General features: G+C 52.6%; 19 protein-coding genes and 1 pseudogene. 12 read left to right on the forward strand and 8 right to left on the reverse strand.

Annotated features, from left to right (window positions below; all coding sequences use genetic code 11):
• Positions 1 to 22 precede the first annotated feature (22 nt).
• Positions 23 to 931, reverse strand: a complete 909-nt coding sequence (locus ACR8BN_RS20105) for a LysR substrate-binding domain-containing protein (protein ID WP_434747782.1) — start codon at positions 929 to 931, stop codon at positions 23 to 25.
• A 99-nt stretch (positions 932 to 1,030) separates the two neighbouring features.
• On the opposite strand from ACR8BN_RS20105, the gene ACR8BN_RS20110 reads away from it, so the two are divergent.
• Complete coding sequence (locus ACR8BN_RS20110) at positions 1,031 to 1,804, forward strand: HalD/BesD family halogenase (protein ID WP_434747783.1); 774 nt, start codon at positions 1,031 to 1,033, stop codon at positions 1,802 to 1,804.
• Positions 1,805 to 1,806: 2 nt separating this feature from the next.
• Here ACR8BN_RS20110 and ACR8BN_RS20115 read toward each other — a convergent pair.
• A pseudogene (locus tag ACR8BN_RS20115) lies at positions 1,807 to 1,920 on the reverse strand (DUF2817 domain-containing protein); the annotation flags it as partial.
• A 128-nt stretch (positions 1,921 to 2,048) separates the two neighbouring features.
• Here ACR8BN_RS20115 and ACR8BN_RS20120 point away from each other — a divergent pair.
• Positions 2,049 to 2,780, forward strand: coding sequence for a hypothetical protein (locus ACR8BN_RS20120; RefSeq protein ID WP_434747784.1), 732 nt, complete (start codon positions 2,049 to 2,051; stop codon positions 2,778 to 2,780).
• Positions 2,777 to 3,205 (forward strand): hypothetical protein, encoded by a 429-nt coding sequence (locus tag ACR8BN_RS20125; RefSeq protein WP_031590670.1) that lies wholly within the window; start codon positions 2,777 to 2,779, stop codon positions 3,203 to 3,205. Before ACR8BN_RS20120 ends, ACR8BN_RS20125 begins: the two co-directional genes overlap by 4 nt.
• Before the next feature lie 296 nt (positions 3,206 to 3,501).
• Here ACR8BN_RS20125 and ACR8BN_RS20130 read toward each other — a convergent pair whose 3' ends face one another.
• On the reverse strand, positions 3,502 to 4,413 hold the full coding sequence (locus tag ACR8BN_RS20130; RefSeq protein ID WP_031590669.1) for a LysR family transcriptional regulator: 912 nt from the start codon (positions 4,411 to 4,413) through the stop codon (positions 3,502 to 3,504).
• A 126-nt stretch (positions 4,414 to 4,539) separates the two neighbouring features.
• Here ACR8BN_RS20130 and ACR8BN_RS20135 point away from each other — a divergent pair, with 126 nt between their 5' ends.
• The 3 genes from ACR8BN_RS20135 to ACR8BN_RS20145 all read left to right on the forward strand — a co-directional run bounded on the left by ACR8BN_RS20135 (position 4,540) and on the right by ACR8BN_RS20145 (position 7,821).
• Complete coding sequence (locus ACR8BN_RS20135; protein ID WP_434747785.1) at positions 4,540 to 5,919, forward strand: MFS transporter; 1,380 nt, start codon at positions 4,540 to 4,542, stop codon at positions 5,917 to 5,919.
• Positions 5,916 to 6,308: a DUF4440 domain-containing protein gene (locus ACR8BN_RS20140; RefSeq protein WP_434747786.1), complete on the forward strand. Its 393-nt coding sequence runs from the start codon at positions 5,916 to 5,918 to the stop codon at positions 6,306 to 6,308. The genes ACR8BN_RS20135 and ACR8BN_RS20140 overlap by 4 nt, the downstream gene beginning before the upstream one ends.
• A 481-nt stretch (positions 6,309 to 6,789) precedes the next feature.
• Entirely contained in the window at positions 6,790 to 7,821 is a 1,032-nt protein-coding gene (locus ACR8BN_RS20145; RefSeq protein WP_434747787.1) for a helix-turn-helix domain-containing protein, read from the forward strand.
• On the opposite strand, the gene ACR8BN_RS20150 is transcribed toward ACR8BN_RS20145, so the two are convergent.
• Together ACR8BN_RS20150 and ACR8BN_RS20155 are read right to left on the reverse strand one after the other, a co-directional pair.
• On the reverse strand, positions 7,763 to 8,818 hold the full coding sequence (locus ACR8BN_RS20150; protein ID WP_434747802.1) for an alpha/beta hydrolase family protein: 1,056 nt from the start codon (positions 8,816 to 8,818) through the stop codon (positions 7,763 to 7,765). The genes ACR8BN_RS20145 and ACR8BN_RS20150 overlap by 59 nt on opposite strands.
• 264 nt (positions 8,819 to 9,082) lie before the next feature.
• Complete coding sequence (locus ACR8BN_RS20155; RefSeq protein ID WP_434747788.1) at positions 9,083 to 10,291, reverse strand: aldose 1-epimerase family protein; 1,209 nt, start codon at positions 10,289 to 10,291, stop codon at positions 9,083 to 9,085.
• 366 nt (positions 10,292 to 10,657) lie between these two features.
• Here ACR8BN_RS20155 and ACR8BN_RS20160 point away from each other — a divergent pair, with 366 nt between their 5' ends.
• From ACR8BN_RS20160 to ACR8BN_RS20175, 4 genes are all read left to right on the forward strand, one after another.
• Positions 10,658 to 11,215 carry a peroxiredoxin gene (locus ACR8BN_RS20160; RefSeq protein WP_425012089.1) on the forward strand — a complete coding sequence of 186 codons (558 nt, stop codon included), beginning with the start codon at positions 10,658 to 10,660 and terminating at the stop codon, positions 11,213 to 11,215.
• A gap of 24 nt (positions 11,216 to 11,239) precedes the next feature.
• Positions 11,240 to 12,481, forward strand: coding sequence for a protein-disulfide reductase DsbD family protein (locus tag ACR8BN_RS20165; RefSeq protein WP_137229498.1), 1,242 nt, complete (start codon positions 11,240 to 11,242; stop codon positions 12,479 to 12,481).
• A 71-nt stretch (positions 12,482 to 12,552) separates the two neighbouring features.
• Complete coding sequence (locus ACR8BN_RS20170; RefSeq protein WP_039389099.1) at positions 12,553 to 13,107, forward strand: sigma-70 family RNA polymerase sigma factor; 555 nt, start codon at positions 12,553 to 12,555, stop codon at positions 13,105 to 13,107.
• Positions 13,094 to 13,735, forward strand: a complete 642-nt coding sequence (locus ACR8BN_RS20175; protein WP_346459523.1) for a DUF1109 domain-containing protein — start codon at positions 13,094 to 13,096, stop codon at positions 13,733 to 13,735. Before ACR8BN_RS20170 ends, ACR8BN_RS20175 begins: the two co-directional genes overlap by 14 nt.
• 82 nt (positions 13,736 to 13,817) lie before the next feature.
• Here the strand turns inward: ACR8BN_RS20175 and ACR8BN_RS20180 are convergent, their stop codons facing one another.
• The gene (locus ACR8BN_RS20180) at positions 13,818 to 14,969 is read right to left on the reverse strand and encodes an MFS transporter (protein WP_425014378.1); all 1,152 of its coding nucleotides are present in this window, start codon (positions 14,967 to 14,969) and stop codon (positions 13,818 to 13,820) included.
• A 120-nt stretch (positions 14,970 to 15,089) separates the two neighbouring features.
• Between ACR8BN_RS20180 and ACR8BN_RS20185 the strand changes: the two genes are divergently transcribed.
• Both ACR8BN_RS20185 and ACR8BN_RS20190 read left to right on the forward strand, forming a co-directional pair.
• Positions 15,090 to 15,860: a DeoR/GlpR family DNA-binding transcription regulator gene (locus tag ACR8BN_RS20185; RefSeq protein WP_434747789.1), complete on the forward strand. Its 771-nt coding sequence runs from the start codon at positions 15,090 to 15,092 to the stop codon at positions 15,858 to 15,860.
• A gap of 156 nt (positions 15,861 to 16,016) precedes the next feature.
• Entirely contained in the window at positions 16,017 to 16,442 is a 426-nt protein-coding gene (locus ACR8BN_RS20190) for a GFA family protein (RefSeq protein ID WP_434747790.1), read from the forward strand.
• A gap of 1 nt (position 16,443) precedes the next feature.
• On the opposite strand, the gene ACR8BN_RS20195 is transcribed toward ACR8BN_RS20190, so the two are convergent.
• Both ACR8BN_RS20195 and fdhF read right to left on the reverse strand, forming a co-directional pair.
• Positions 16,444 to 16,929, reverse strand: a complete 486-nt coding sequence (locus tag ACR8BN_RS20195; protein ID WP_031590651.1) for a DUF1641 domain-containing protein — start codon at positions 16,927 to 16,929, stop codon at positions 16,444 to 16,446.
• Positions 16,929 to 19,901, reverse strand: a complete 2,973-nt coding sequence (gene fdhF, locus ACR8BN_RS20200) for a formate dehydrogenase subunit alpha (RefSeq protein ID WP_434747791.1) — start codon at positions 19,899 to 19,901, stop codon at positions 16,929 to 16,931. The genes ACR8BN_RS20195 and fdhF overlap by 1 nt, the downstream gene beginning before the upstream one ends.
• Between the last annotated feature and the right edge of the window lie 242 nt (positions 19,902 to 20,143).

Genomic DNA, 20,143 nt, shown 5'->3' on the forward strand with positions numbered 1-20,143 from the left:
CTAGTCCGATCACGGCGACGGGCTATCCGGCGCTCGCGCCCAGTTGGCTTAACCAGCTGATCATCGCCTCACTGCCTGGCTGGCTCAGGGTGCGTTGCGGCCAGACAAGGTAATAAGGTTTGCTCAGCGGCAGGCAAAGATCATCCACTACCACCAGATCGCCCCGCGCCAGTTCCGCCGCGATAAGGCGTCGCTGCCCCAGCAGCACACCAGCTCCCGCGACGGCCGCATCAATCGCCAGCGAGGTCAGATTAAAGGTGAACGCGGGCTGCGGCAGAGGTTCGTCCATGCCTTTAGCCTGAAACCAGCTTCGCCAGTCAGGCAGAAAACGGCCTTCATTACCCCAGTCGAGGTGGATCAGGGGCGCCTGGCTTAAAATCGTTTCCGGCGTAAAGCGATGTAACAGAGCAGGACTGGCCACCGGCAGCACGTCATCATGAAACAACTTCAGCTTATCTGACTGCGGGTAACGATCCTCACCAAAGCAGATCACGAAATCGGCAGGCATCGCGGTGAAATCGACCTGAGAATGCGTACCGTGTAACGAGAGATCGATATTCGGGCAATGGTCGCGCCAGCTCGCCAGCTGGGGCAACAGCCACTTGGACGCCAGCGCCGGTAATGTGTAAACCGTGAGTTTTGGCGCACTGGCCGCATGGCGGATGTTTTGCTGACCGAGATGCAGAATATCAAACGCCTCGGTGACATAGCGCAGATACTCTTTTCCGGTTTCGGTCAGCATCACGCCGCTCTGCGTACGTAAAAACAGGGCGCTGCCGAGTTGCTCCTCCAGCTGGCGAATCTGCTGACTGACTGCCGCCGGGGTTAAGGCCAGTTGAGCGGCCGCTTTTGCCAGGCTGCCCAGTTCGGCAGCCACTTTAAATGACTGTATGACGCTGATCTTTGGCAACCGTGGCAATTGGGCAGGCATTAACTCTTCCTTATCAGGGCATTAAGTTTTTATCGTTACGCAGCGTTGCAGGCGACCGGTAGAGTAACATCACACCTGCTCATCATGAGAATTGTTGCTATGTCTGGTTCCCTTGTTCGTCTCGATCTTCATCCACTGGCCGATCATGGCTGGCGTCAACGTTGTCGTGAGCAGTTAAACCAGTCCGGCGCGCTGGTACTGCGGCAATTTTTAAAACCACATGCTTTAGAGGCGATCATCGAAGAGGGCAATGCACAACGTCACCAGGCTTATCACAACCGCAGCAAGCACAATGTCTATCTGATGAAACCTGATAATGCTTTCAGTGCTGAGCATCCGCGTAACAGGGATGTGATCAGCACCAAAGGCTGTATTACGGATGATGTGATCGCTTCCGCCTCGCCGCTGCGTCAGCTGTATAATGATGAGCTGTTCAAACATTTCCTGTGCGATGTGCTGGGTGAAAAAGCGCTCTATTCCTATGCTGACCCGCTTTCCTCGATCAACCTGCACTATGCATCACACGGGCAGGAACTGGGCTGGCACTTCGACAACTCCTCATTTGCAATCACCTTACTGGTACAGAAACCGCTGGCGGGCGGCGTGTTTCAGTATGTGAAAGATCTGCGGGATGCCGATGCCGGTGAGATGAACTTCGCAGGCGTTGAAGCTGTGCTGGAAGAACGCCAGACCGTAGACGCGCTGGAGATAGATGCCGGGGATCTGGTGCTGTTTCGTGGCCGTAATTCGCTGCACCGTGTGACCCCAACTGAAGGCGAGGTCACCCGGATGCTGGCCGTGCTGGCTTACAATACGCAGCCGGATATAGCGTTGTCAGAAACCGCGCGCATGACCTTTTACGGCAGACTATGACATCACGGCGTGTCTGCAAGAGCACGCCAGCCGCGCAGAAAGATTTGCTGCGTGCGGAAAGCCACTAACGCACGCCAGTCCGCATCTTCTGGCCAGAACCCCTCGACCTTCGTCTGAAAAAGCGTACCGATTAAGTTGGTAGCATTTCTTACCGAAGGTATTGGCATCATAAAAATTAATTTTAATGCATGCTAAAGTAGCATTGTTATTTTTGGGGTTAAAGGAAATACCGGTTAGATACCTTATGACTGCACCACATGGAAGGGGGATAACGAAGAGTATAAGAAGTGAAATTATTGATGGTAACCTTGCACAAAGAAGTTCATACGGATTGATATATACGGAACTATTGGGCTGGGTAGACCTTGGACATGCACAGGGTACAGATATCCGAAATTTATGGGCGCAAATGCTGCGTGGTGAGTCCCAAAGCGGACCAACTTATGATGTTACATATAAACAGTCAATGGTTGGCCTTAAACGTCGTCTGACAGTCGGTAAATCAATCACCTGGCGCCTCAAAAAAGGCCTGCGATATCATCAAAAACAAAGCATTGCTCTTGCCATGATGATAACGGTAGCCAGAAGATTTGAGGGGCTCCAGGGTTCTTTTCCTTTCAGTTTGGCTAGCGATAGCGGGTTCAGCGGTGAAGATCTGGTATCAGACCTTCTCGGCTTTTACCAGGTTATGTCGTGTATGAACAATGTGTTCAGCTACCTGAAACCGATAAGCAAGGAAGAGGCTCTAAAACGGTGGGATCATTATGGAAAAATAGGCTCGTGGAAAAATGAAACATTCAAACCGCTGCTGTTCCCAGATCCGGTTCGTTCCCCCAACGGCAGACCACACTTCGGACAATTGCCAGACTTCATGAAAAGCGTCACGCCCTATAACAGGTGGACATCTGAAGATGTCGGTATTGTTGACCCTAATCGGGGTTTTATCCGTTTTGGCAGGGGAGTACCACGGGTATGAAAAAGTCACTAAAAATTACGCTGGCCGTTCTGATAGTATGTGTAACGGGTCTTTTTTATGGTTTGCAATATCTCAGCATGGAGTTCTCTGACGGTGCTAATTACACGGAAAAAGATAAGCGAGAATATAATTTTTATACTCCGAAATTGCTAAAAAATATGCCTCGTGTTAGTAGCGTCTACAGCTTCCATTATAGTAATGTGTCCGGACCCAATCCCGCACTGATTCATCAAGTGATTTTTTTTGGCACAACAGATTTGTCGAAAATTAACGCCTATCTGGAAAAGAACGGGTTTAAAAAAACAGAAATGTGCAATAAAAATAGAGATTGCTGGGTTGACCAGGATCCCAACATGACAGTATCGGTAGGTTTTGTGGAAAACCCGGTCGCCATCCTGATCGAGATGGTAGATAAGGCAGGATAAAATTGACGAGATTAGGCTAGGAATAATAAATTTCGTAAGCCCGGCTGATGTCGGGTTTTTAGAAAGCTAAAACACTAACTATATCATATAAAAAAACCTCAAAAATAAAAGCCAATTAAAACAGTGTATTTATCAGGACAGGGGAATAAGTAACCCCCTATAAGTCTAAAGAGGATGATATTTAATCAGATATTAAATGCTTATGATTCCCCGATGCTAAATAATCAATTTTATGCGGTTAAAGTCAGCTCAAATAAATTAATTTCTAACCCATCAGAATAATGTCATGGATGCGCTTATTTTCTGCTGGAGTGCGCTAAACGTTCATGCAGGAAATCTATAAACGCGCGTACTTTTTCTGGCACATGACGAGTATTAGGGTAGAGCGCGTAAATTCCCTGTCGGGGGAATTGATGATCGGGCAGCAGCCGTACTAATCCACCTTTATCAATCTCATCCTGCACCAGCCAGGCGGGCAGAATCGCCACGCCAGCACCGGCTAAAGCAAAAGCGAGTAAAGAAGAGGCACTGTCAGCCGTGATCATGGCAGGCTGAAATGCGCTCATCAGCACAGACTCGCCTTCGGGCGTGGTCACCTGCCAGCTGAGTGGCGTCGATAAACGGCTATGCGCAATCCATTTTGCTGACGCGAGATGTGAAAGATCCCGGATAGACGCTTCATTCAGGCTGTTGAGATAACAAGGTGCAGCGACCGCCAGGATATCAAACTGATCGATAAGGCGGGCGTGATGACTGGAATCGACAAGATGGCCAAGTCGTATCGCCACATCAAAGCGGCCGGCAATCAGGTCGTCATTTTTTGATGAAGAGACGTGATGTAAGCGTAACTGTGGGTGTTGGGCTGCAAAGTCAGCCAGGGCAGGGACGATCACACGAGCGCCATATTCCAGAGTGGTTGTAATCCGGAGTGTCCCGCTTAATCCAGCGTGATCACTTCTTACATCCTCTAATACGCTTTCCGCATCCTGAAGAAGCTGAAGGCAGCGATGATAAAATCTTTCACCCGTGTCAGTGGCTGAAACGCGTCTGGTGCTCCTGATGAGTAACGAGACACCCAGCTCCTCTTCAAGATGTTTAATATTGAAACTCACAACGGCTTTGGTTAACCCGAGCGTCTGAGCTGCTCCTGTAAAACTGCCTGCCTCGACTACCGCGACAAAGATCCCCAGCCGCTGCATATTGATCATCCTGAACTCCGTTAGCGACATCTCATTGTCAAAATACCTTTGACAGTGTAACAACGGAAAGTGAATTTATCTCAATAATCTAAGCACCTATACTGCGCGCCTTACGCTGATCTGTCTGGGAAAAAAATGAGCTATCGTGTGCGCGTAGCCAGTGTCTATCTGCTGGGATTTTTTATTGATCTGGTCAACATGTTTATCGCTAATGTTGCTTATCCTGAGATTGGCAGACATTTTGATGCCCCCGTTAGCCAGCTGGCATGGATCAGTAATGGCTACATCTTAGGCCTGACGCTGGTCATACCGCTCAGTAGCTGGCTGGTACGGCGCATGGGCGCAAAACGTCTGTTCATGCTCTCACTGCTTATTTTCATTGCGGGCACCTGTGGGGTGGGGGCATCAACGTCAGTTTCTCAGCTCATCGTTTTCCGATGGATACAGGGTATCGGCGGCGGACTGTTGATCCCCATCGGTCAGACGCTGACCTATGCGTTATACAGGAGTAATGAGCGTGCGAAGTTATCGTCAGTCGTGATGTTAATTGCACTGCTGGCACCCGCCTTGTCGCCAGCTGTTGGTGGATTAGTGGTTGAGAGTTTTAGCTGGCGCTGGGTTTTTCTTGCGAGCCTGCCGCTCGCGGTTGGGGCATTGCTGCTGGCGGGATGCTGGCTCAAAGCAGACAGACCGGCGAACTCATCTGAACCGCTGGACCTGGTGGGTTTAGTCAGTGGTTGTACCGCGCTCACGCTGATCCTTGTCGGACTGACATATCTGGGCGATGCTGACAGGCTTTATCAGGGCGCGATGATGCTGCTTGCTGGCATCCTTACTCTGACGGGCTATGTGTGGGACGCACTTCGAAAAAGCCATCCACTCATTAACCTGCATCTGATAAAGGATCCGCTCTTACAAACCGCAATGCTGATCTATCAGTTTATACCAGGCGTGTTCACCGGCGTCAGTATGATCACTATGCTATACCTGCAAAATCAATTGGGTATGCATGCCAGCTTTGTTGGCGCGCTCATGCTGCCATGGTCTCTGGCTTCCTTTGCGGCAATTAGTCTGACAGGAAAGACGTTCAACCTCTGGGGACCACGCCCGCTATTTATCACCGGCTGTCTGTTTCAGGCTCTGGGTATTGGTCTACTGGCGCTGACTGGCCAGACATCGGACACCTTAGTCTGTGTCCTTGCTTTCGCCTTAATGGGGTTTGGCGGCAGCCTGTGTAGCAGCACGGCTCAGAGTTCTGCTTTTATTCACATCACCGACAGCGACCTTGCTGATGCCAGCGCACTCTGGAATATCAATCGCCAGCTCAGTTTTTGTCTCGGCGTTACGCTGGTCAGCCTGCTGTTCAACCTGATTGCGAATAGCGGCATGCCTGAAGAACACGCTTATCACCTCTGTTTTGTTATAGCGGCATGCAGCGCTGTGATTCCGCTTCTGTGCTGTTTACGCATTTCAAATCAGAAGGTTATTCCTATGCTTAAAAGGGACCAAACATGAACCGTTATTTTAAGGAAGTACTGGAGGCCCACGAATTGATTAGCAACTGGCTGGGTAACAAAGAAGCACATGATGATGTATGTGAGGAACTGTTAGCGCGTTTTAGTCCTGCATATTCCATGGTGACACCGGGCGGTGCCTTACTGGATTTCACGACACTAAACGGGTTTTTCCGCACTCAGCGCGGTGCACGTCCGGGTATAGTGATTGATATCTGCGACATGCAGATGGTTGCTGAGAGTGAAGGAAGCGCCACTGTTATATATAAGGAGTTGCAGCAGCTTCCGGGCCAGGAGGCCACGCTGCGGTTTTCTACGGTTGTGTTCGAGGTAAATGATGCTGGCAAGGTTTTGTGGCGACATCTGCACGAGACTTCATTGCCGCAGTGATAGATGCTGTCGATTCGCAGTGCGTCAGGGCGCGACGGGTTGAGAGCAACAGCGAGCAGGCTGAACCGCGTCTCTTAAACCAGCGATGCTCGCAACTATCTGTCCGGAACAAATCGCCGCAAAAGAAACAGTGGTGGTGAGACGACGGCTCTATTTATCGTGAAAATTCCGCACCAGAGGCCATTATACAAGGGGCTTCAGCAGGTTGTCTGAAGCGCCCGAATAAGGTTAGCTTAGAGCTTTAGCCTTTATGTTACCGCTTTGCCTTAAGTGCGCATAATCTATCTTATGTTAAATTAACGATAACGTAGTCATCCCCTCTTATCCTGTCTGCTGCTAACCAGTTTGATAATGCTGAAATAGTGGCGAAATCGCGCTTTATGGAAGCACCAGCCCTGCATTTAACGCCCCCTGTCAAACAAGACAACCCACAGGCAATTGTGTAATCATTCAGGAAATTTGCTGCTCTGGTTCTGCACCCATGCTCTCAGTGCCTTTTCCTGTCATTACACTTCTTGCTCTGCTGTTGCTGATGGCAGCAATCTATTCCGGAAAACAACGTAACAACGGCACGCTGCGTTTTCTTTCTGCCTGTATCGTTCTTATTTCGATTAATACGATTCGCTGGGAGTATGACTCTGAGATTTTGAGAAATGTGCAGAGTGTGTTGGCAATGTTTTTACCTGCCATTGCATGGCACAGTTTCGTCCCGCTAAGCGAAGAAAGACGCAAACATGACTTACTGATTTTGCTTGTACCCGCAACAGTATCGCTATTGATCAGGCTGGTATGGGTGCCTGCTACAGACTTCATCCTCAGTCTGCTTTTTTTCAGCTATGGATTCGCCCTGCTAAGAAAAGCAGTGATTAGTGGAAAACCTACAAGGCTCAATACGCTGGGCGCAATAGCTCAGCATCGTACTTTGACTTTTTTCGCAGGCAGCTTTCTGTGTCTCTCCGCGCTGACAGACCTTCTCATTGCAACTGACTTTGGTATCAGCGGTGGAAAACATGCCACTTCGATCATCCTCATCACTCAACTTGCGCTCTTGCCCATTGTCGGCACGATTATCTTCGGCTTTTTAAACTCATCCCAGCGCTTCGAACCTGTTATCGGGCAAAAAAAAGACAAGATCGATGATCCAGCGGCAGATATGACTGAGTTATATATGATGCTCGAAAAACAGGTCCATGAAACAGAGCTCTATCTGAATCCCGATTTGACGCTTGCTCTACTCGCAAGGAAAACCGGCATACCCGCCCGCAATTTCTCTGCAGCCGTTAACTCGGTTAAGCAGTGTAATGTATCTCAGTGGATCAATGGTTTCAGAGTTGAACGGGCAAAAGAGCTACTGCTTAACACTTCTTTGCCCGTTACTCATATCATGCTGGAGTCCGGATTCATGACTAAGTCTAATTTCAATCGTGAATTCCAGCGCCTTGCAGGCCTCTCCCCTAGTTTATTTCGTCAGCAGGCGCGTGATAACTCAGGGCAGAATCCAGAAAATGTGTGATTTTAGTCGTTATCAGTTGATGTAGTTCTGATCGGCTAACCCCCCTGTCGTCCTGACAAACAATGCCATCGCCCGGCGTTTCATCGTCAATAAGTTTCTCTGAACCTGGTTTACATAACTGCATAAAACTGAAATGAGTCGCACCCTTGATGATACTGAATTGTCGCAATGATCCGCGCATTTTATCAGCAAGATACTCAGATTCCTCAGAAGCAGGCAACTGACCCAACTTGTCATTACTGGCCGCGAGAATAAGTACGGGTATGTTAATTTTTCTCAGGCTATCAGGGGTAAAACCTGGCGCTAACCCTGCATCAAGTGACACGACGGCTTTGATTCTTGTATCAAGATTGTCAGATGACAAAAGTTTATGCGCAGTAACGTCATCTATTCCCAGTTTGGTTGTCAGCTTACAGTCACCACGAAGGACATGCTGCTGACAGTCATTGAGGAACAATAAAGGATCAAAACGCGCTCCAGCCAGCGACATGACTGTCCATCCTCCAAGAGAATGCCCAATAGCCGCAATGCGCTTATCGTCTACTGTGCCAGATAAGTCAGAAGATCGACCGACGAAATCAATTACCCGGGAAATGTCACCAGGACGACGCCATAGTTTTCTGGCGTCTTCAGGATTATGATTAAAGGTCGTCGTGCCGGGGTGATCAGGCGCAGCCACAATGTATCCCTGAGCGGCCAATGCTGCAGCAAGCCAGGAAAGATTTTTCCAGCTTCCATTAAATCCATGTGAAATCAATACAAGTGGATGCTTTCCCGAAACGGGTGTGGCGTTACGGATAATCTCAACGCCGACAAAAGCGACATTTTCTCCAACAGTTTCACTTACTCCATTCTGAATCGCCGGATACCACACCGCTACTTTCAGAGGCTCTCCCTGGGTGTCTGACACTGTCATCTGGCGAAAACCCGGAGATGCCTGGACCTGCCAGCAGAAAAGTAAAACCGATGCTGCTATAAACACTGTTCTGAACATCATTGATGCCTTGCTGTGATAATTGAAGACCTGTTTGTAATCTGCCACAGCGTACGAATGCGTCCTCTTACACGATCCAGGTCTTCAAATTTGCAAAATCAGTGATTATTTATCCGTCTGCTTCAGTTTCATGGTACTGCTCACACCCAGCGGCAAGTCAATAGTATCCATAGCGCGGCAGCCTGTAAGTCATAAAATCCGTTCTCAAATCTGAAAACAAAAATCCCGACACGCGATATCACGTTATCGGGATTTCATTCATTCCAGTTACTCTTTCGCTATCGGCGTCTCGCTTACATCAATCTTCGTGTCACCCTGAATGCCCTTAATGCGTTTCTCAACGTCATTAACCTGCTCGCTGCTGTGCAGCAAGGTGTACGTCAGATCAAATGTTGTGCTCGCACCCGGTTGCAGTTGCTTCACACGTTTTTGTTCACGTTCAATGGTGACCGGATAGGCGTAACTGGTACCAGGTTCGATGCCGGTCACGTAGCCCTGTTTCAGGGTGTCGGTATTTTTCCATAAGGTCAGCATCGGGAGCTGACGCGTATCGAACTGAATGGATGCGCCGCTATTGCCCGCTTTATTTATCACCGCAGCGACGGTCTGATGATTGCTGTCTGAAAGTGGCTTGATGTTGAACACCATCTCATCGAAGTCTTTGGTCGGACCTTTATAGGTCTGCCACTCTTTTAGCCCGGCTTTCGCGTAGTCGTTGAACGGGCTGATGCCGGACATCGGCGCCAGGAAGCGTGCGCCCTCTTCCAGAATCGGTTTGCCGAAATTGCTGTGATAGATGATCTGGTAATCGTGCGGATAGTCGGCGTGGTTGGTTAACACATCATGCAGGCTGAAACTGTTGCTGCCTGGCACGTAACGCAGCTCGGTCATGGTCTGCAAATCAGCTTTCTTAAAGGTGCTCTCTTTAATCAGGCCGCGAATACGGATTTCGTGTGGTGCCGTATCGGCCACTTCAACTTCCAGCTGAGAAACCGGCGTATTACCCGCTTTACCGTGCAGCGTATAGATTCGGCCTTCATCGGTGACCGGATGACCGGTCCATTCGTAGCCGCAGCGCACCATCATCTCGTTGAAACCATCCAGCCAGCCCAGACCGTTGCGGCTCTCAAGATTGATGTAGGCAGGATTGACGACCTCTTTAACCGGTGAATCCCAGCCCATGCGGGTGCCAAAGCCTTCAACACGCAGTAAATTCATGCCACGTGTCGGGCTTAGCGTGATGGTCAGGCCATCCTCGCTGCGGATTGTCAGTATTTTACTGCCTTCCTGCTTGCCGCCATGCAGGACTTTCTGTTCGATGCTGAACGGTTTGCCCTGAGACTTCAGCTCACTGCTGGAAATCTTCCAGTTTCCCTGCTCGGTGCCCTGTTCAGCACTCGTCAGCACCCAGGTTTTCGCCGCTGCAGAACCTGAAACCAGCACTGCCAGTACCGTTAACGCCAGTTTAATCTTCATAAGTCATCCCATTAGCTGAATCGTTTTTTCATTCCGTAAGGGAAATTTACTTAATGGGACTGAAGATAAACGTGATGATGCTCACCTGTTGAGAAAAGGCAGTGAGTTAGCCCTATTATTGTGGACCAAATCACAGTGATTACGGCCAGAGAGGAATAAATACAGCGAACCAGGTGAAATTTGCTGACATTAGCTTTATTCGATTCAGCTCAAAATGAGGGATCTGATAAAAGATGGCTGATGAAGCACAATTAAAAAAAATTTAAAAAAAATCTTCAACCGCGCAACTTTTTCCATTTTTAAACGAACCTGTTATCAGGGACGTCAGACAACTCCGTCTGTTCGTCAATGGAGAGAGTAAAGCCAATGAAAAACACCCTGAAAACCCTGGCCGTCGCTACGCTGCTGGCACTGAGTGTTCCGGCAACATCTGCTTTTGCAGCGTTACAGGTCGGTGAAAAAGCACCGGACTTTAAGCTGGAAGCCGCGCTGGCCGGTAAATCGACCACCTTCTCATTGCAACAGGCGTTGCAGAAAGGCCCGGTTGTCCTCTACTTCTTCCCTGCTGCTTTCAGTGCAGGCTGTACGCTGGAAGCACACGATTTTGCTGAAGCGACCGATGAATTTAAAAAGGAGGGTGCGACCGTTATTGGCGTGACGGCGGGTAATACCGATCAGATTGCGAAATTCTCGCAGCTTGAATGCCGTGACAAATTTACCGTCGCAGCCGATCCCGGTGCCAAAGTGGCGGCAGAATATAAGAGCACCATGGAGATGAAGGGTCAGAAACTCTCAGACCGTACCTCTTATGTGATTGCGCCGGATGGCAAAATCCTGCTGAGTTTCACCGATAAAAATCCTGATACGCATATCCAGAAAGCGATGGATGCCGTTAAAAAATACCGTCAGGCCAATCCGGCATAACTTCATCTTCAGAGCAGGTACATCATGCTGACTGCGATTGCAGCCGCCTTCCTGGGCGGCATTATTCTGAACCTCATGCCCTGCGTGTTTCCGGTGATCTCGCTGAAAGCACTGAGCCTGATCCGCCATCACGAATCACCTTCCCACGCCAGAGCCGAAGGCCTGGCCTTTCTGCTGGGCGTAGTCGTGACGATGGTCGCTCTGACCGCAGTTCTGTTGCTGGCCAGGGCGGGCGGTGCATCGGTGGGCTGGGGATTCCAGCTGCAATCGCCGCTGGTCATCGCCGCGCTGATTCTGGTGATGCTTGGGTCGGCACTGAACCTGCTCGGTCTGTTTGAAGTGGGATTATCGGTACAGCGGGTTGGCGAAGTGGGAGGCGATCGCGGTGGTTTAGTCGGTTCAGCACTGACTGGCGCGCTGGCCATCATTGTCGCGACGCCCTGCAGCGCGCCCTTTATGGCCAGCGCGGTAGGCTATGCGCTTACCCAGCCTCCGCTGATCAGTCTGGTGATATTTATTTCACTGGCGCTGGGCTTTGCTGCGCCCTTCACTCTCATCTCATTCTTCCCGGTGCTGGCGCGAATTTTGCCAAAACCGGGTGCCTGGATGATCACGTTAAAGCAGGGGCTGGCGTTTCCCATGCTGGGCGCGGTGGGCTGGCTGATCTGGGTACTTGAACGTCAGGCGGGATCGGCGGCACTGGCTGCCATTCTGGCCTGCTGTTTACTGTTTAGTTTCGCCGCCTGGCTGTATGGCATGGCGCAGAAACGCCGTATGATGGGACAGCGTCATTGGGTGCTGCATGTGGCGACCGCATTCTTCCTGGCGCTGGTCGTAGTGCCGTTACTGAACCTGAACAGGTTTGCCGAGGCTCCGGCTGAAAAGGCAACCGCCTCACAGGCTGCCGCCGCTGTGGCGTGGTCGCCCCAGAACGTTGATGCCATCAAAGGTCAGGGCAAGCCAATACTGGTGAACTTTACCGCATCATGGTGTATTACCTGCCAGGTTAACGATCGTACTTCACTTTCGACGCAGGCGGTAAAAGCGGCGATGGCGCGAACCAACACCATTTATATGGTCGCGGATTCCACCAAATACAATCCCGATGTTGAACAGGCGCTGAGCGATTTCGGACGCGGTGGATTACCGCTCTACGTGGTATATCCGGCTGACGGCGGTAAACCTGAGGTACTGCCGCAGGTGCTGACGCCTGGCATTGTGATTTCAGCGCTGAATCAGGCAACAGAAAAAGGAAATAAATCCTGAGATTACTGATGAAACGATTGCCTGGCGCGTGGTCAGGGCGCGGCGACAGTATGCCGAACAGCTGATGATCGATGTCGGAAACTGATCAACGAGCACAGCAGTGGCCAGCATTAATGGCCCGGGCGCAGGCGGGTGACAGAGCTGCCTATAACCAGTTACTGAAAGCGATGGTTCCTGCCATCCGGGCACTGGTATGCAAAAAAATCCGTGATGAGGGACTGGTTGAGGATGTCATTCAGGAGACATTGCTGGCGATTCATCGGGTGCGGCATACCTACGATCCGCAGCGTCCGATACTCCCCTGGGTTGCTGCCATCGCCTCTGCCCGCGCCATAGATGCGCTGCGCCATCGCGGCCGCCGCCAGGAAGTACAGGATGAGGAAGAGCTGCAACGACAACCCGCTGCAAGTGCAGAGTCCTCAGCCGATACGGATATCCTCTCCGGGTATCTGGATAACCTTCCGCAGCGCCAGCGGGAGATCGTTGAATCCGTGCATCTGCGCGAGCAGAGCCTGGCGCAGGCAGCAGCTGAAACCAATCAGTCGCTCTCTGCGGTTAAATCTCTGTTGCATCGCGCAATGGTCAACCTTCGTAAATATGGACGGGGTCATCATGAGAAATCATGACCAGTTAATTAATCAGCTCAGCGCGTCTGCGCAGCCGGTGCAGCGCGTCTGGCCCACCGCCTGGCGCGTCGCGGGCTGGATTGCGCTTGCCCTGCCCTGTGGCGCGCTGACCAGCTGGGCATTTCACAGCCGTTTCACCGACTGGTCTCAGCCTGGCGCGTTATTCGCGCTGGTTGCCCTGCTACTGTCACTTATCATCGCGGGCAGCACGCTGGCTGCCGCGTTTACGCTGAGTATTGCAGGCAGAAAACCGATCAGCCTGCGCTGGCCGCTGCTGATGGCGATGATGTGGCTGGTGCTGAATCTGATCAATATGTCATCTTCAGCACCGCCATCGGGCGCGAACCGGTTGGGTGAAGGGATGCACTGCTATCTGTTTATGCTGTCGGCCAGTGTGCCGATGATGCTGATGTCCGTGTTCGCCCTGCAGCGCACCCGATCCCTCTATCCCGCGCGCAGTCTGGCGCTGAGCGGCTGCGGCAGTGCGTTTACCTCATCGATGCTGCTGTCGCTGTGCCACGATACCCATCTGCACGCCATCGATTTTTCTATGCATCTGGCTGCGGGCATCACCATCGTGGCGCTTACGGTGCTGGCAGGCCGCCGCTGGGTCAGGCTGGGAGAGTAATGGCAGGCCGCTTCCATTCCTCCTGAAGATGACTCCGCGCCCCGTTCAATCAAATTCTGTCAGGAGCGCCTGCTGGGTAATTTTATGCATTTTCCCCCGCGCGGCTACGGCCCAGATCCAGGGTCAGAGAGACCGCACCGACGATCAGCATCAGCGCCATAATCAGTGAAAAAGAGAAAGCGAGATGCGTGTAATGCGCCACGTAGCCAATCACGGCTGGCCCGCTCAGTACCCCCAGGTAACCCAGAGTAGTAATGGCAGGCACGGCGACCGACTGCGGCATCACCGTCTGACGTCCGGCGGCGGAGAACATTACCGGCACGATATTGGCGCAGCCTGCGCCGACCAGGGTATAGCCCAGTAACGCCAGCGGCCAGGAGGCGATAAAGGTCACCATCGCCATGCCCGCCGCGGCAACCAGTGCGCCGCCCAGCACAACCGGTAAACGTCCCAGCGATGAGATAATCCGATCCCCGGTCAGACGCGCCACGGTCATCGCAATGGCAAAGCAGGTATAACCCAGTCCGCCCAGTGACGCCGGAATGGCCCGGACATCGGTCAGATAGACAGCACTCCAGTCCAGCACGGTGCCTTCGGTCAGGAAGACGGCAAAGCAGATGATGCCGATAATCAGTACGCTGCCGCGCGGAACAGCAAATACCGGGCCTTCAGCGGGGTTCGCGTAGGTCAGTAAGCCCGGTGCGCTGACCAGCGTCATGATAATCACCGCCGCGACCGCCAGCAAACAGCCGGTCAGCACGCTAAACCCCATCGCCAGCAGCAGCGTCATAAAGCCCGCGCCGGCAATCCCGCCCACGCTGTACATGCCGTGAAAGCCGGACATGACTGGCTTCGCCGCCTGCTTCTCCACCAGAATCGCCTGGATGTTCATGGCGCAGTCGGTTACTCCGATGCCGACGCCAAAAACCAGCAACGCCAGCGCCAGCAACAGCGGGTTGCTCAGCACCGACAGCCATGGCGTACTGATGATGACCAGGGCAACAGCGACCAGAATCACCCGGCGGCAGCCAAAGCGGCTGGTCAGCCAGCCCGTCACCGGCATCGCAATCAGCGCGCCAACGCCAAGACAAAGCAGCAAGGTGCCGAGTTGCGCCTCATTAACGCCGGTATTGCCGCGGGCGAAAGGCACAATCACCGCCCAGGTCGCGGTGATAAATCCGGCTATAAAAAAGATGATGCGTGTTGCCAGCGTGGAAGAGACGTTATTAGCCATTGCATTCCTTTGAGGGATGTCAGGTAGAGCTGACAGGACTGAGAGACCGCTATTGACTCCCTGCCCGGCAGTGAACGATTATGCTCACTATAGCTCGATTGTGAATATTTTGAGGTTTATATGCTCGATTATGCAGCTTTCCCGCAGCAGCGACAAGCGCTGATTCGTGAGTTATTGCAGGACAAAGGACGGGTGGTCTGCGCTGACCTTGCACGGCAATTGGCCGTGTCAGAGCACACAATCCGCCGCGATCTCCATGAACTCAGTAAAGAGGGTTTATGTAAAAAGGTCTATGGCGGTGCGGTGTTACAGTTGCAGGAGGCGGGCAGTTTTGTCAGCCGGAAAGCTCACGATCATGCAGCAAAAGCCCTGATCGCGCAGCGTTGTGCCAGCCTGGTGAAAGCCAATAGCTGCATCTTTATTGATGCCGGTACGACCAATCTGGCGCTGGCACAGGCGCTATCACCAGATTTGAATATCACCGTCGTCACCAATGCGCCCGATATTGCTGCGCTACTGATCAACCATCCTGTCGCGGAGTTGATTATGCTGGGCGGGCAGATACAGAAAAGTACCGGCGGCGCGGTCGGGCAAACCGCGATCAACCAGATCCAGGGCATTCTGTTTGATCAGGCGTTTATTGGCGGCTGCGCCATGAGCCCGGAGGCCGGTCTGACCGGTTTTAACTATGCGGATTGCGAATTCAAGAAAGTCGCAATGGCGCAAAGCAATCAGGTCATTGTCGGGCTGACCGCGGATAAAATCCCTGCCGTGGCGCGATTCAGCGTGGCGAAATGCCGTGAAATTTCAACGCTCGTAGTGGAAGAGAAACTCGATAAAGAACTGCTTAAGGCGTTTGAAGCGGAAGAGATGATGCTTATCACAATCTGATACGGGGTGATTGAATAAATCGTGTCGCAGCCGAACCCGATGAACGCACCCTGCCCTGGCTGTACTAATAGTCGACAAATGCGTCCCCGAAGCTGCCAAATCCCAGGGTTTGGCGTAGGCTGAAAGCTGACAGGTTTCACTACACAGGAGATCACGATGCTAAATGAAATAACAGCACAATGCCACTGTGGCGCGGTGGCGTACAGGGTGACGCTGAAGGATGGATTTAATACGGTGCGCCGCTGCAACTGCTCGTTTTGCCGGATGCGCGGCGCGGTGGTGGTATTTGCGACAAAAGTGGCGCTGACACAGGGCGAAGCGCAGCTCACAGAATATCGATTCAATAGCAAAGAGGTGGGCCACTACTTCTGTTCCGTTTGCGGCATTTACACCTTTCATCAGAGTCGCTCACAGCCCGATCAGTTCGGAGTAAATGTCGCCTGCCTTGAGGGAGTTTCGCCGTTTGACTTCACCGATGTCCCGGTCTCCGATGGTATCAATCATCCAAAAGATGGCGGCGCGGGCGGTATAGCCGGTCATCTGATCTACACCCCCACGCAATCCGGAACGATCGCAGGCTGAACTACTCCCGTGTGGGCTTGCCACTGAAGCGGGTAATCGGCTTCTGCTCTTCACGGTCGATCTGTTGTGAGAAGACTTCAAGCGCCGCGAAGATCGGGCGCAGTCCGCGCCACAGATCCTCATCATTGAGTAACCGGATAATGCCGCGGATACCCGGCGCGGCTTTTTCCTGCCGGGCCTCATCGCGCGCCGGTTTAACGGCCATCGCGGCATCGCGAACCGCCAACAGCAAATGATTAAACCGTTCTGGCGGCACGCTGCCCAGTGTCATCATCAGCAACGAAAGGTTCTGTAAAGCGCTCTGGGTGCCTGGCTGATTAAGGCCCGAGACCAGAATTTTCCCCACCTCGCTGTTTGATTTAACCAGATCGTTCGCCAGCCGCAGAAAACCGTGCTGGTGAAGATTTTCGATTAGCTCATCCATCGCCTCCCGGGCGGTTGGCTCGGTACGTGCAGGCGTGACCTGATACTTCATCCGTTCTGCCATTAGAATTTCTCCGGTTTTTCAACATGTTCAGGCGGTTCCCGATAGCCTGCCTGCTGCCATTTTTGCTCTATCGGCAGATGATCCAGTGGCGTACGACTGCCGTGACGGAAATTGTGCAGCGGCACCGGATTGGGCTGCGACCGGCGATCAACGCGCTTCATATTTACGGCAATCTCTTTATAAGCCGGTGTGTTGACGTCGGGATCGTGATGTTCGCCAGTCAGAGCGTTGACGCCATCTTTGCCGTGATGAATCGGCATAAACAGCACGTTGCCTGCCACGCGCTCAGTGATCACAACAGGCACATCCAGCGATCCGCGCCGCGAGGTAATGCGTACCCACTCTCCTTCGTTCAGCGCGCGCTCGGCGGCCAGCTCCGGTGAGATCTCAACAAAGGCATTAGGCGACAGCGACATCATGCGGCCACCCTGCCCGGTCTGATTCATCGACTGGAAATGTTCAAGCATCCGGCCATTATTCAGCAGCAGATTATACTGTGAATCCTCCTGCTCCGCGGGCGGCTGCCAGCTCAGCGGATAGAGTCGTGCTTTGCCATCCGGGAAGTTAAATCGTTCTGTATAGAGAAGCGGCGTGCTTTCCCCGCCGGCGCTGACCGGCCAGAGCTGTGACTGCCAGCCGACCAGTTGCTCGTAGCTGACGCCCGCGAAAATCTCCGCTATGCCAGCGGCTTCCGCCATAATTGCGCCCGGATTTGGATAATACCAGGGATGACCGAGACGGGCGGCGAGATCGGTAAAGATCTCCCAGTCGGGACGACAATCGCCCAGCGGTTTCATAGCAGGTGAAAAGTGCTGGATCCGCCGCTCGGTGTTCACGAACGAGCCCTCTTTCTCCACGCTGGGCGCACCAGGAAGCACCACATCGGCAAACTCGGCTGTGCGTGACATGAAAATGTCCTGTACCACCATAAATTCCAGCTTACTGAAGGCTGAGTGAACAGAGTTTGAATCTGCATCCGCAAACGCCGTCTCTTCACCGGTGATGTACATGGCGCGGATTTTACCTTCACCGGCCTGCTGCACCATCTTAAAATTATCTGCACCAGGCTGATCGGAAAGCGCTTCAGGCGAGACGCCCCAGGCGCGCGCCCATTTTTCCCGAACTGCGGGGTCAGTGACTTTTTCATAACCTGGATAAACATTACTCAGGCAGCCAAAGTCGCTGGCGCCCTGCACATTGTTGTGTCCGCGCATGGGAAAGCCGCCGGTGCCAGGCCGGCCATAGTTGCCGGTGACCAGCAGCAGGTTCGACAGCGCCGTACTGGTGTCAGCGCCATGGCTGTGCTGGGTAATCCCCATCGCCCACAACACACAGGCGCTACCCGCCTGGCCGATCATTTCCGCTGCTTCAATCAGTTCTGATTCACTCAGCCCACATGTCTCACTGGCAAAAGCCAGCGTAAAGGGAGCGAGTGAGGTGCGGTACTCATCGACCTGGTTGACGCGTTGCGTCAGGAAAGCGTCATCGGCATAACCATGATCAAACATATATTTCGCCATCGCCGAGGCCCAGACCAGGTCAGTGCCGGGTCGGATGCGCAGATAGCAGTCAGCCCGTTCCGCCATTTCATGGCGGCGCGGATCAACAACCAGCAATTTCTGACCGCGATGTTTGTGGCTCTGTTTGATGTGCGAAGCAATCACCGGATGGTTCTCAGCCAGATTGCTGCCGACCAGCACGATCAGTTCGGTCTGTTGCAGATCCGCTATCGTCCCGGCATCGCCGCCGTAGCCCACCGTGCGGAACAGCCCTTCTGTGGCTGGGTTCTGGCAATAGCGCGAGGAGTTATCGACATTGTTGGTGCCGAAGATTAAACGGGCGATTTTCTGAGTGAGATAGGCTTCTTCATTGCTGGCCTTGCTGGAACCGATAAAGCCAATCGCATTGCCACCATACTTCTGCGCAACGCCCTGTAATCCTTCGGCTACCCGCTGCAAAGCTTCTTCCCAGCTGGCGGGCCGGAAACGACCGTTTTCGCGGATCAAAGGGGTTGTCAGGCGCTCCGGGCTGTTGACGAAATCCCAGCCGAATTTACCTTTAACGCAGGTCGAGATGCCGTTGGCCGGCGCTTCGGCAACCGGCTGAACTTTCAGGATATGGCGGTCACGGGTCCAGATTTCAAAGCTGCAGCCCACGCCGCAATAGGTGCAGACGGTTTTGGTGCGTTTGATCTCTGACTGGCGCAGCGCCACATCGATTTTCGAAACGCCGGTAATCGGCTCCATGCCGATGCTGTTTTCCAGCGTTTTAACAAAGTCGATCAGCGGACGCTTCAGCCCCTCATCCATCGCGGTAAAGGGTCCAGCGTCTGGCTGCATGGTTTTTTCCAGCAGCGCATTGCACGGGCAAACAGTGACGCAGTGCCCGCAGCTCACACAGCTGGAACCGGCGATTTCCGTTCCGCCATCCCAGAGCACGCGAGGATGTGCCTGGGTGTAGTCAATCGAAAGTGTTTCGTTAACCTCGACATTCTGGCACGCCTCGACACAGCGACCGCATAAGATGCACTGGTCAGGATCGTAGGTGTAAAACGGATTGGAATGATCTTTTGCGTAGGGCTTGGGCTCATGAGGATAGTACTGAATCGGAATGTGCATATCTGCCACGGCATTATGCAGCGTGCAGTCACCGGTGTTGTGCTCACAGACGGTACAGTAAAGCTCATGACGATTGAGCAGCCGATCCATTCCCTCCTGCTGCGCGGCCTTAAGCGCACTGCCTTCACTCTGCACCTCCAGCCCCTCTTCAGTGCGGAGCGTGCAACCGCGAACCCGCTCGCCATTGGCATCCACCCAGCAGACATCACAACTTTGCAGCGGCGGCAACGCCGGGTGGTAACAGACATGAGGTAGCTTTTTCCCGTGAGCATCCAGAAAATCGATTAGTGGTTGATCAGCTAACCCTTTTAACCGTTCACCATTAAAGAGAATGGTGCAGTAATTTTCACTCATATAAGCCTCATGACGATATTGCGACGAGCTTCCGACTGGAAAATATCCCTCTATTTAAGGGGTTGCCTCACAAGCTTAGTGAGGATTATCAGCCGTGCCATGAATACCGCTACGCTTATTGAGGTTACTTGCTGACAGACAAGGCTTTTTTAAATGTAATGACTTTTTACTGCGTGAAATCCGTCGTGTTTTTCTGGCACGTCAGCTATGAATGTGAGCGGGATTTATTGTGCTGTTAAGCG

The organism is Pantoea sp. Lu_F5_004, assembly GCF_051136245.1.
Classification (GTDB): Bacteria; Pseudomonadota; Gammaproteobacteria; order Enterobacterales; family Enterobacteriaceae; genus Pantoea; species Pantoea agglomerans.

Bases quoted from the DNA above. Each gene is read 5' to 3' on its own strand.
- ACR8BN_RS20125 (WP_031590670.1), top strand. From the start codon at position 2,777: ATGAAAAAGTCACTAAAAATTACGCTGGCCGTTCTGATAGTATGTGTA.
- ACR8BN_RS20185 (WP_434747789.1), top strand. From the start codon at position 15,090: ATGCTCGATTATGCAGCTTTCCCGCAGCAGCGACAAGCGCTGATTCGT.
- ACR8BN_RS20110 (WP_434747783.1), top strand. From the start codon at position 1,031: ATGTCTGGTTCCCTTGTTCGTCTCGATCTTCATCCACTGGCCGATCAT.
- ACR8BN_RS20165 (WP_137229498.1), top strand. From the start codon at position 11,240: ATGCTGACTGCGATTGCAGCCGCCTTCCTGGGCGGCATTATTCTGAAC.
- ACR8BN_RS20130 (WP_031590669.1), bottom strand. From the start codon at position 4,413: ATGATCAATATGCAGCGGCTGGGGATCTTTGTCGCGGTAGTCGAGGCA.
- ACR8BN_RS20135 (WP_434747785.1), top strand. From the start codon at position 4,540: ATGAGCTATCGTGTGCGCGTAGCCAGTGTCTATCTGCTGGGATTTTTT.
- ACR8BN_RS20170 (WP_039389099.1), top strand. From the start codon at position 12,553: ATGTCGGAAACTGATCAACGAGCACAGCAGTGGCCAGCATTAATGGCC.
- ACR8BN_RS20150 (WP_434747802.1), bottom strand. From the start codon at position 8,818: ATGATGTTCAGAACAGTGTTTATAGCAGCATCGGTTTTACTTTTCTGC.
- ACR8BN_RS20160 (WP_425012089.1), top strand. From the start codon at position 10,658: ATGAAAAACACCCTGAAAACCCTGGCCGTCGCTACGCTGCTGGCACTG.
- ACR8BN_RS20140 (WP_434747786.1), top strand. From the start codon at position 5,916: ATGAACCGTTATTTTAAGGAAGTACTGGAGGCCCACGAATTGATTAGC.
- ACR8BN_RS20175 (WP_346459523.1), top strand. From the start codon at position 13,094: ATGAGAAATCATGACCAGTTAATTAATCAGCTCAGCGCGTCTGCGCAG.
- ACR8BN_RS20155 (WP_434747788.1), bottom strand. From the start codon at position 10,291: ATGAAGATTAAACTGGCGTTAACGGTACTGGCAGTGCTGGTTTCAGGT.
- ACR8BN_RS20145 (WP_434747787.1), top strand. From the start codon at position 6,790: ATGCTCTCAGTGCCTTTTCCTGTCATTACACTTCTTGCTCTGCTGTTG.
- fdhF (WP_434747791.1), bottom strand. From the start codon at position 19,901: ATGAGTGAAAATTACTGCACCATTCTCTTTAATGGTGAACGGTTAAAA.
- ACR8BN_RS20105 (WP_434747782.1), bottom strand. From the start codon at position 931: ATGCCTGCCCAATTGCCACGGTTGCCAAAGATCAGCGTCATACAGTCA.
- ACR8BN_RS20120 (WP_434747784.1), top strand. From the start codon at position 2,049: ATGACTGCACCACATGGAAGGGGGATAACGAAGAGTATAAGAAGTGAA.
- ACR8BN_RS20190 (WP_434747790.1), top strand. From the start codon at position 16,017: ATGCTAAATGAAATAACAGCACAATGCCACTGTGGCGCGGTGGCGTAC.
- ACR8BN_RS20195 (WP_031590651.1), bottom strand. From the start codon at position 16,929: ATGGCAGAACGGATGAAGTATCAGGTCACGCCTGCACGTACCGAGCCA.
- ACR8BN_RS20180 (WP_425014378.1), bottom strand. From the start codon at position 14,969: ATGGCTAATAACGTCTCTTCCACGCTGGCAACACGCATCATCTTTTTT.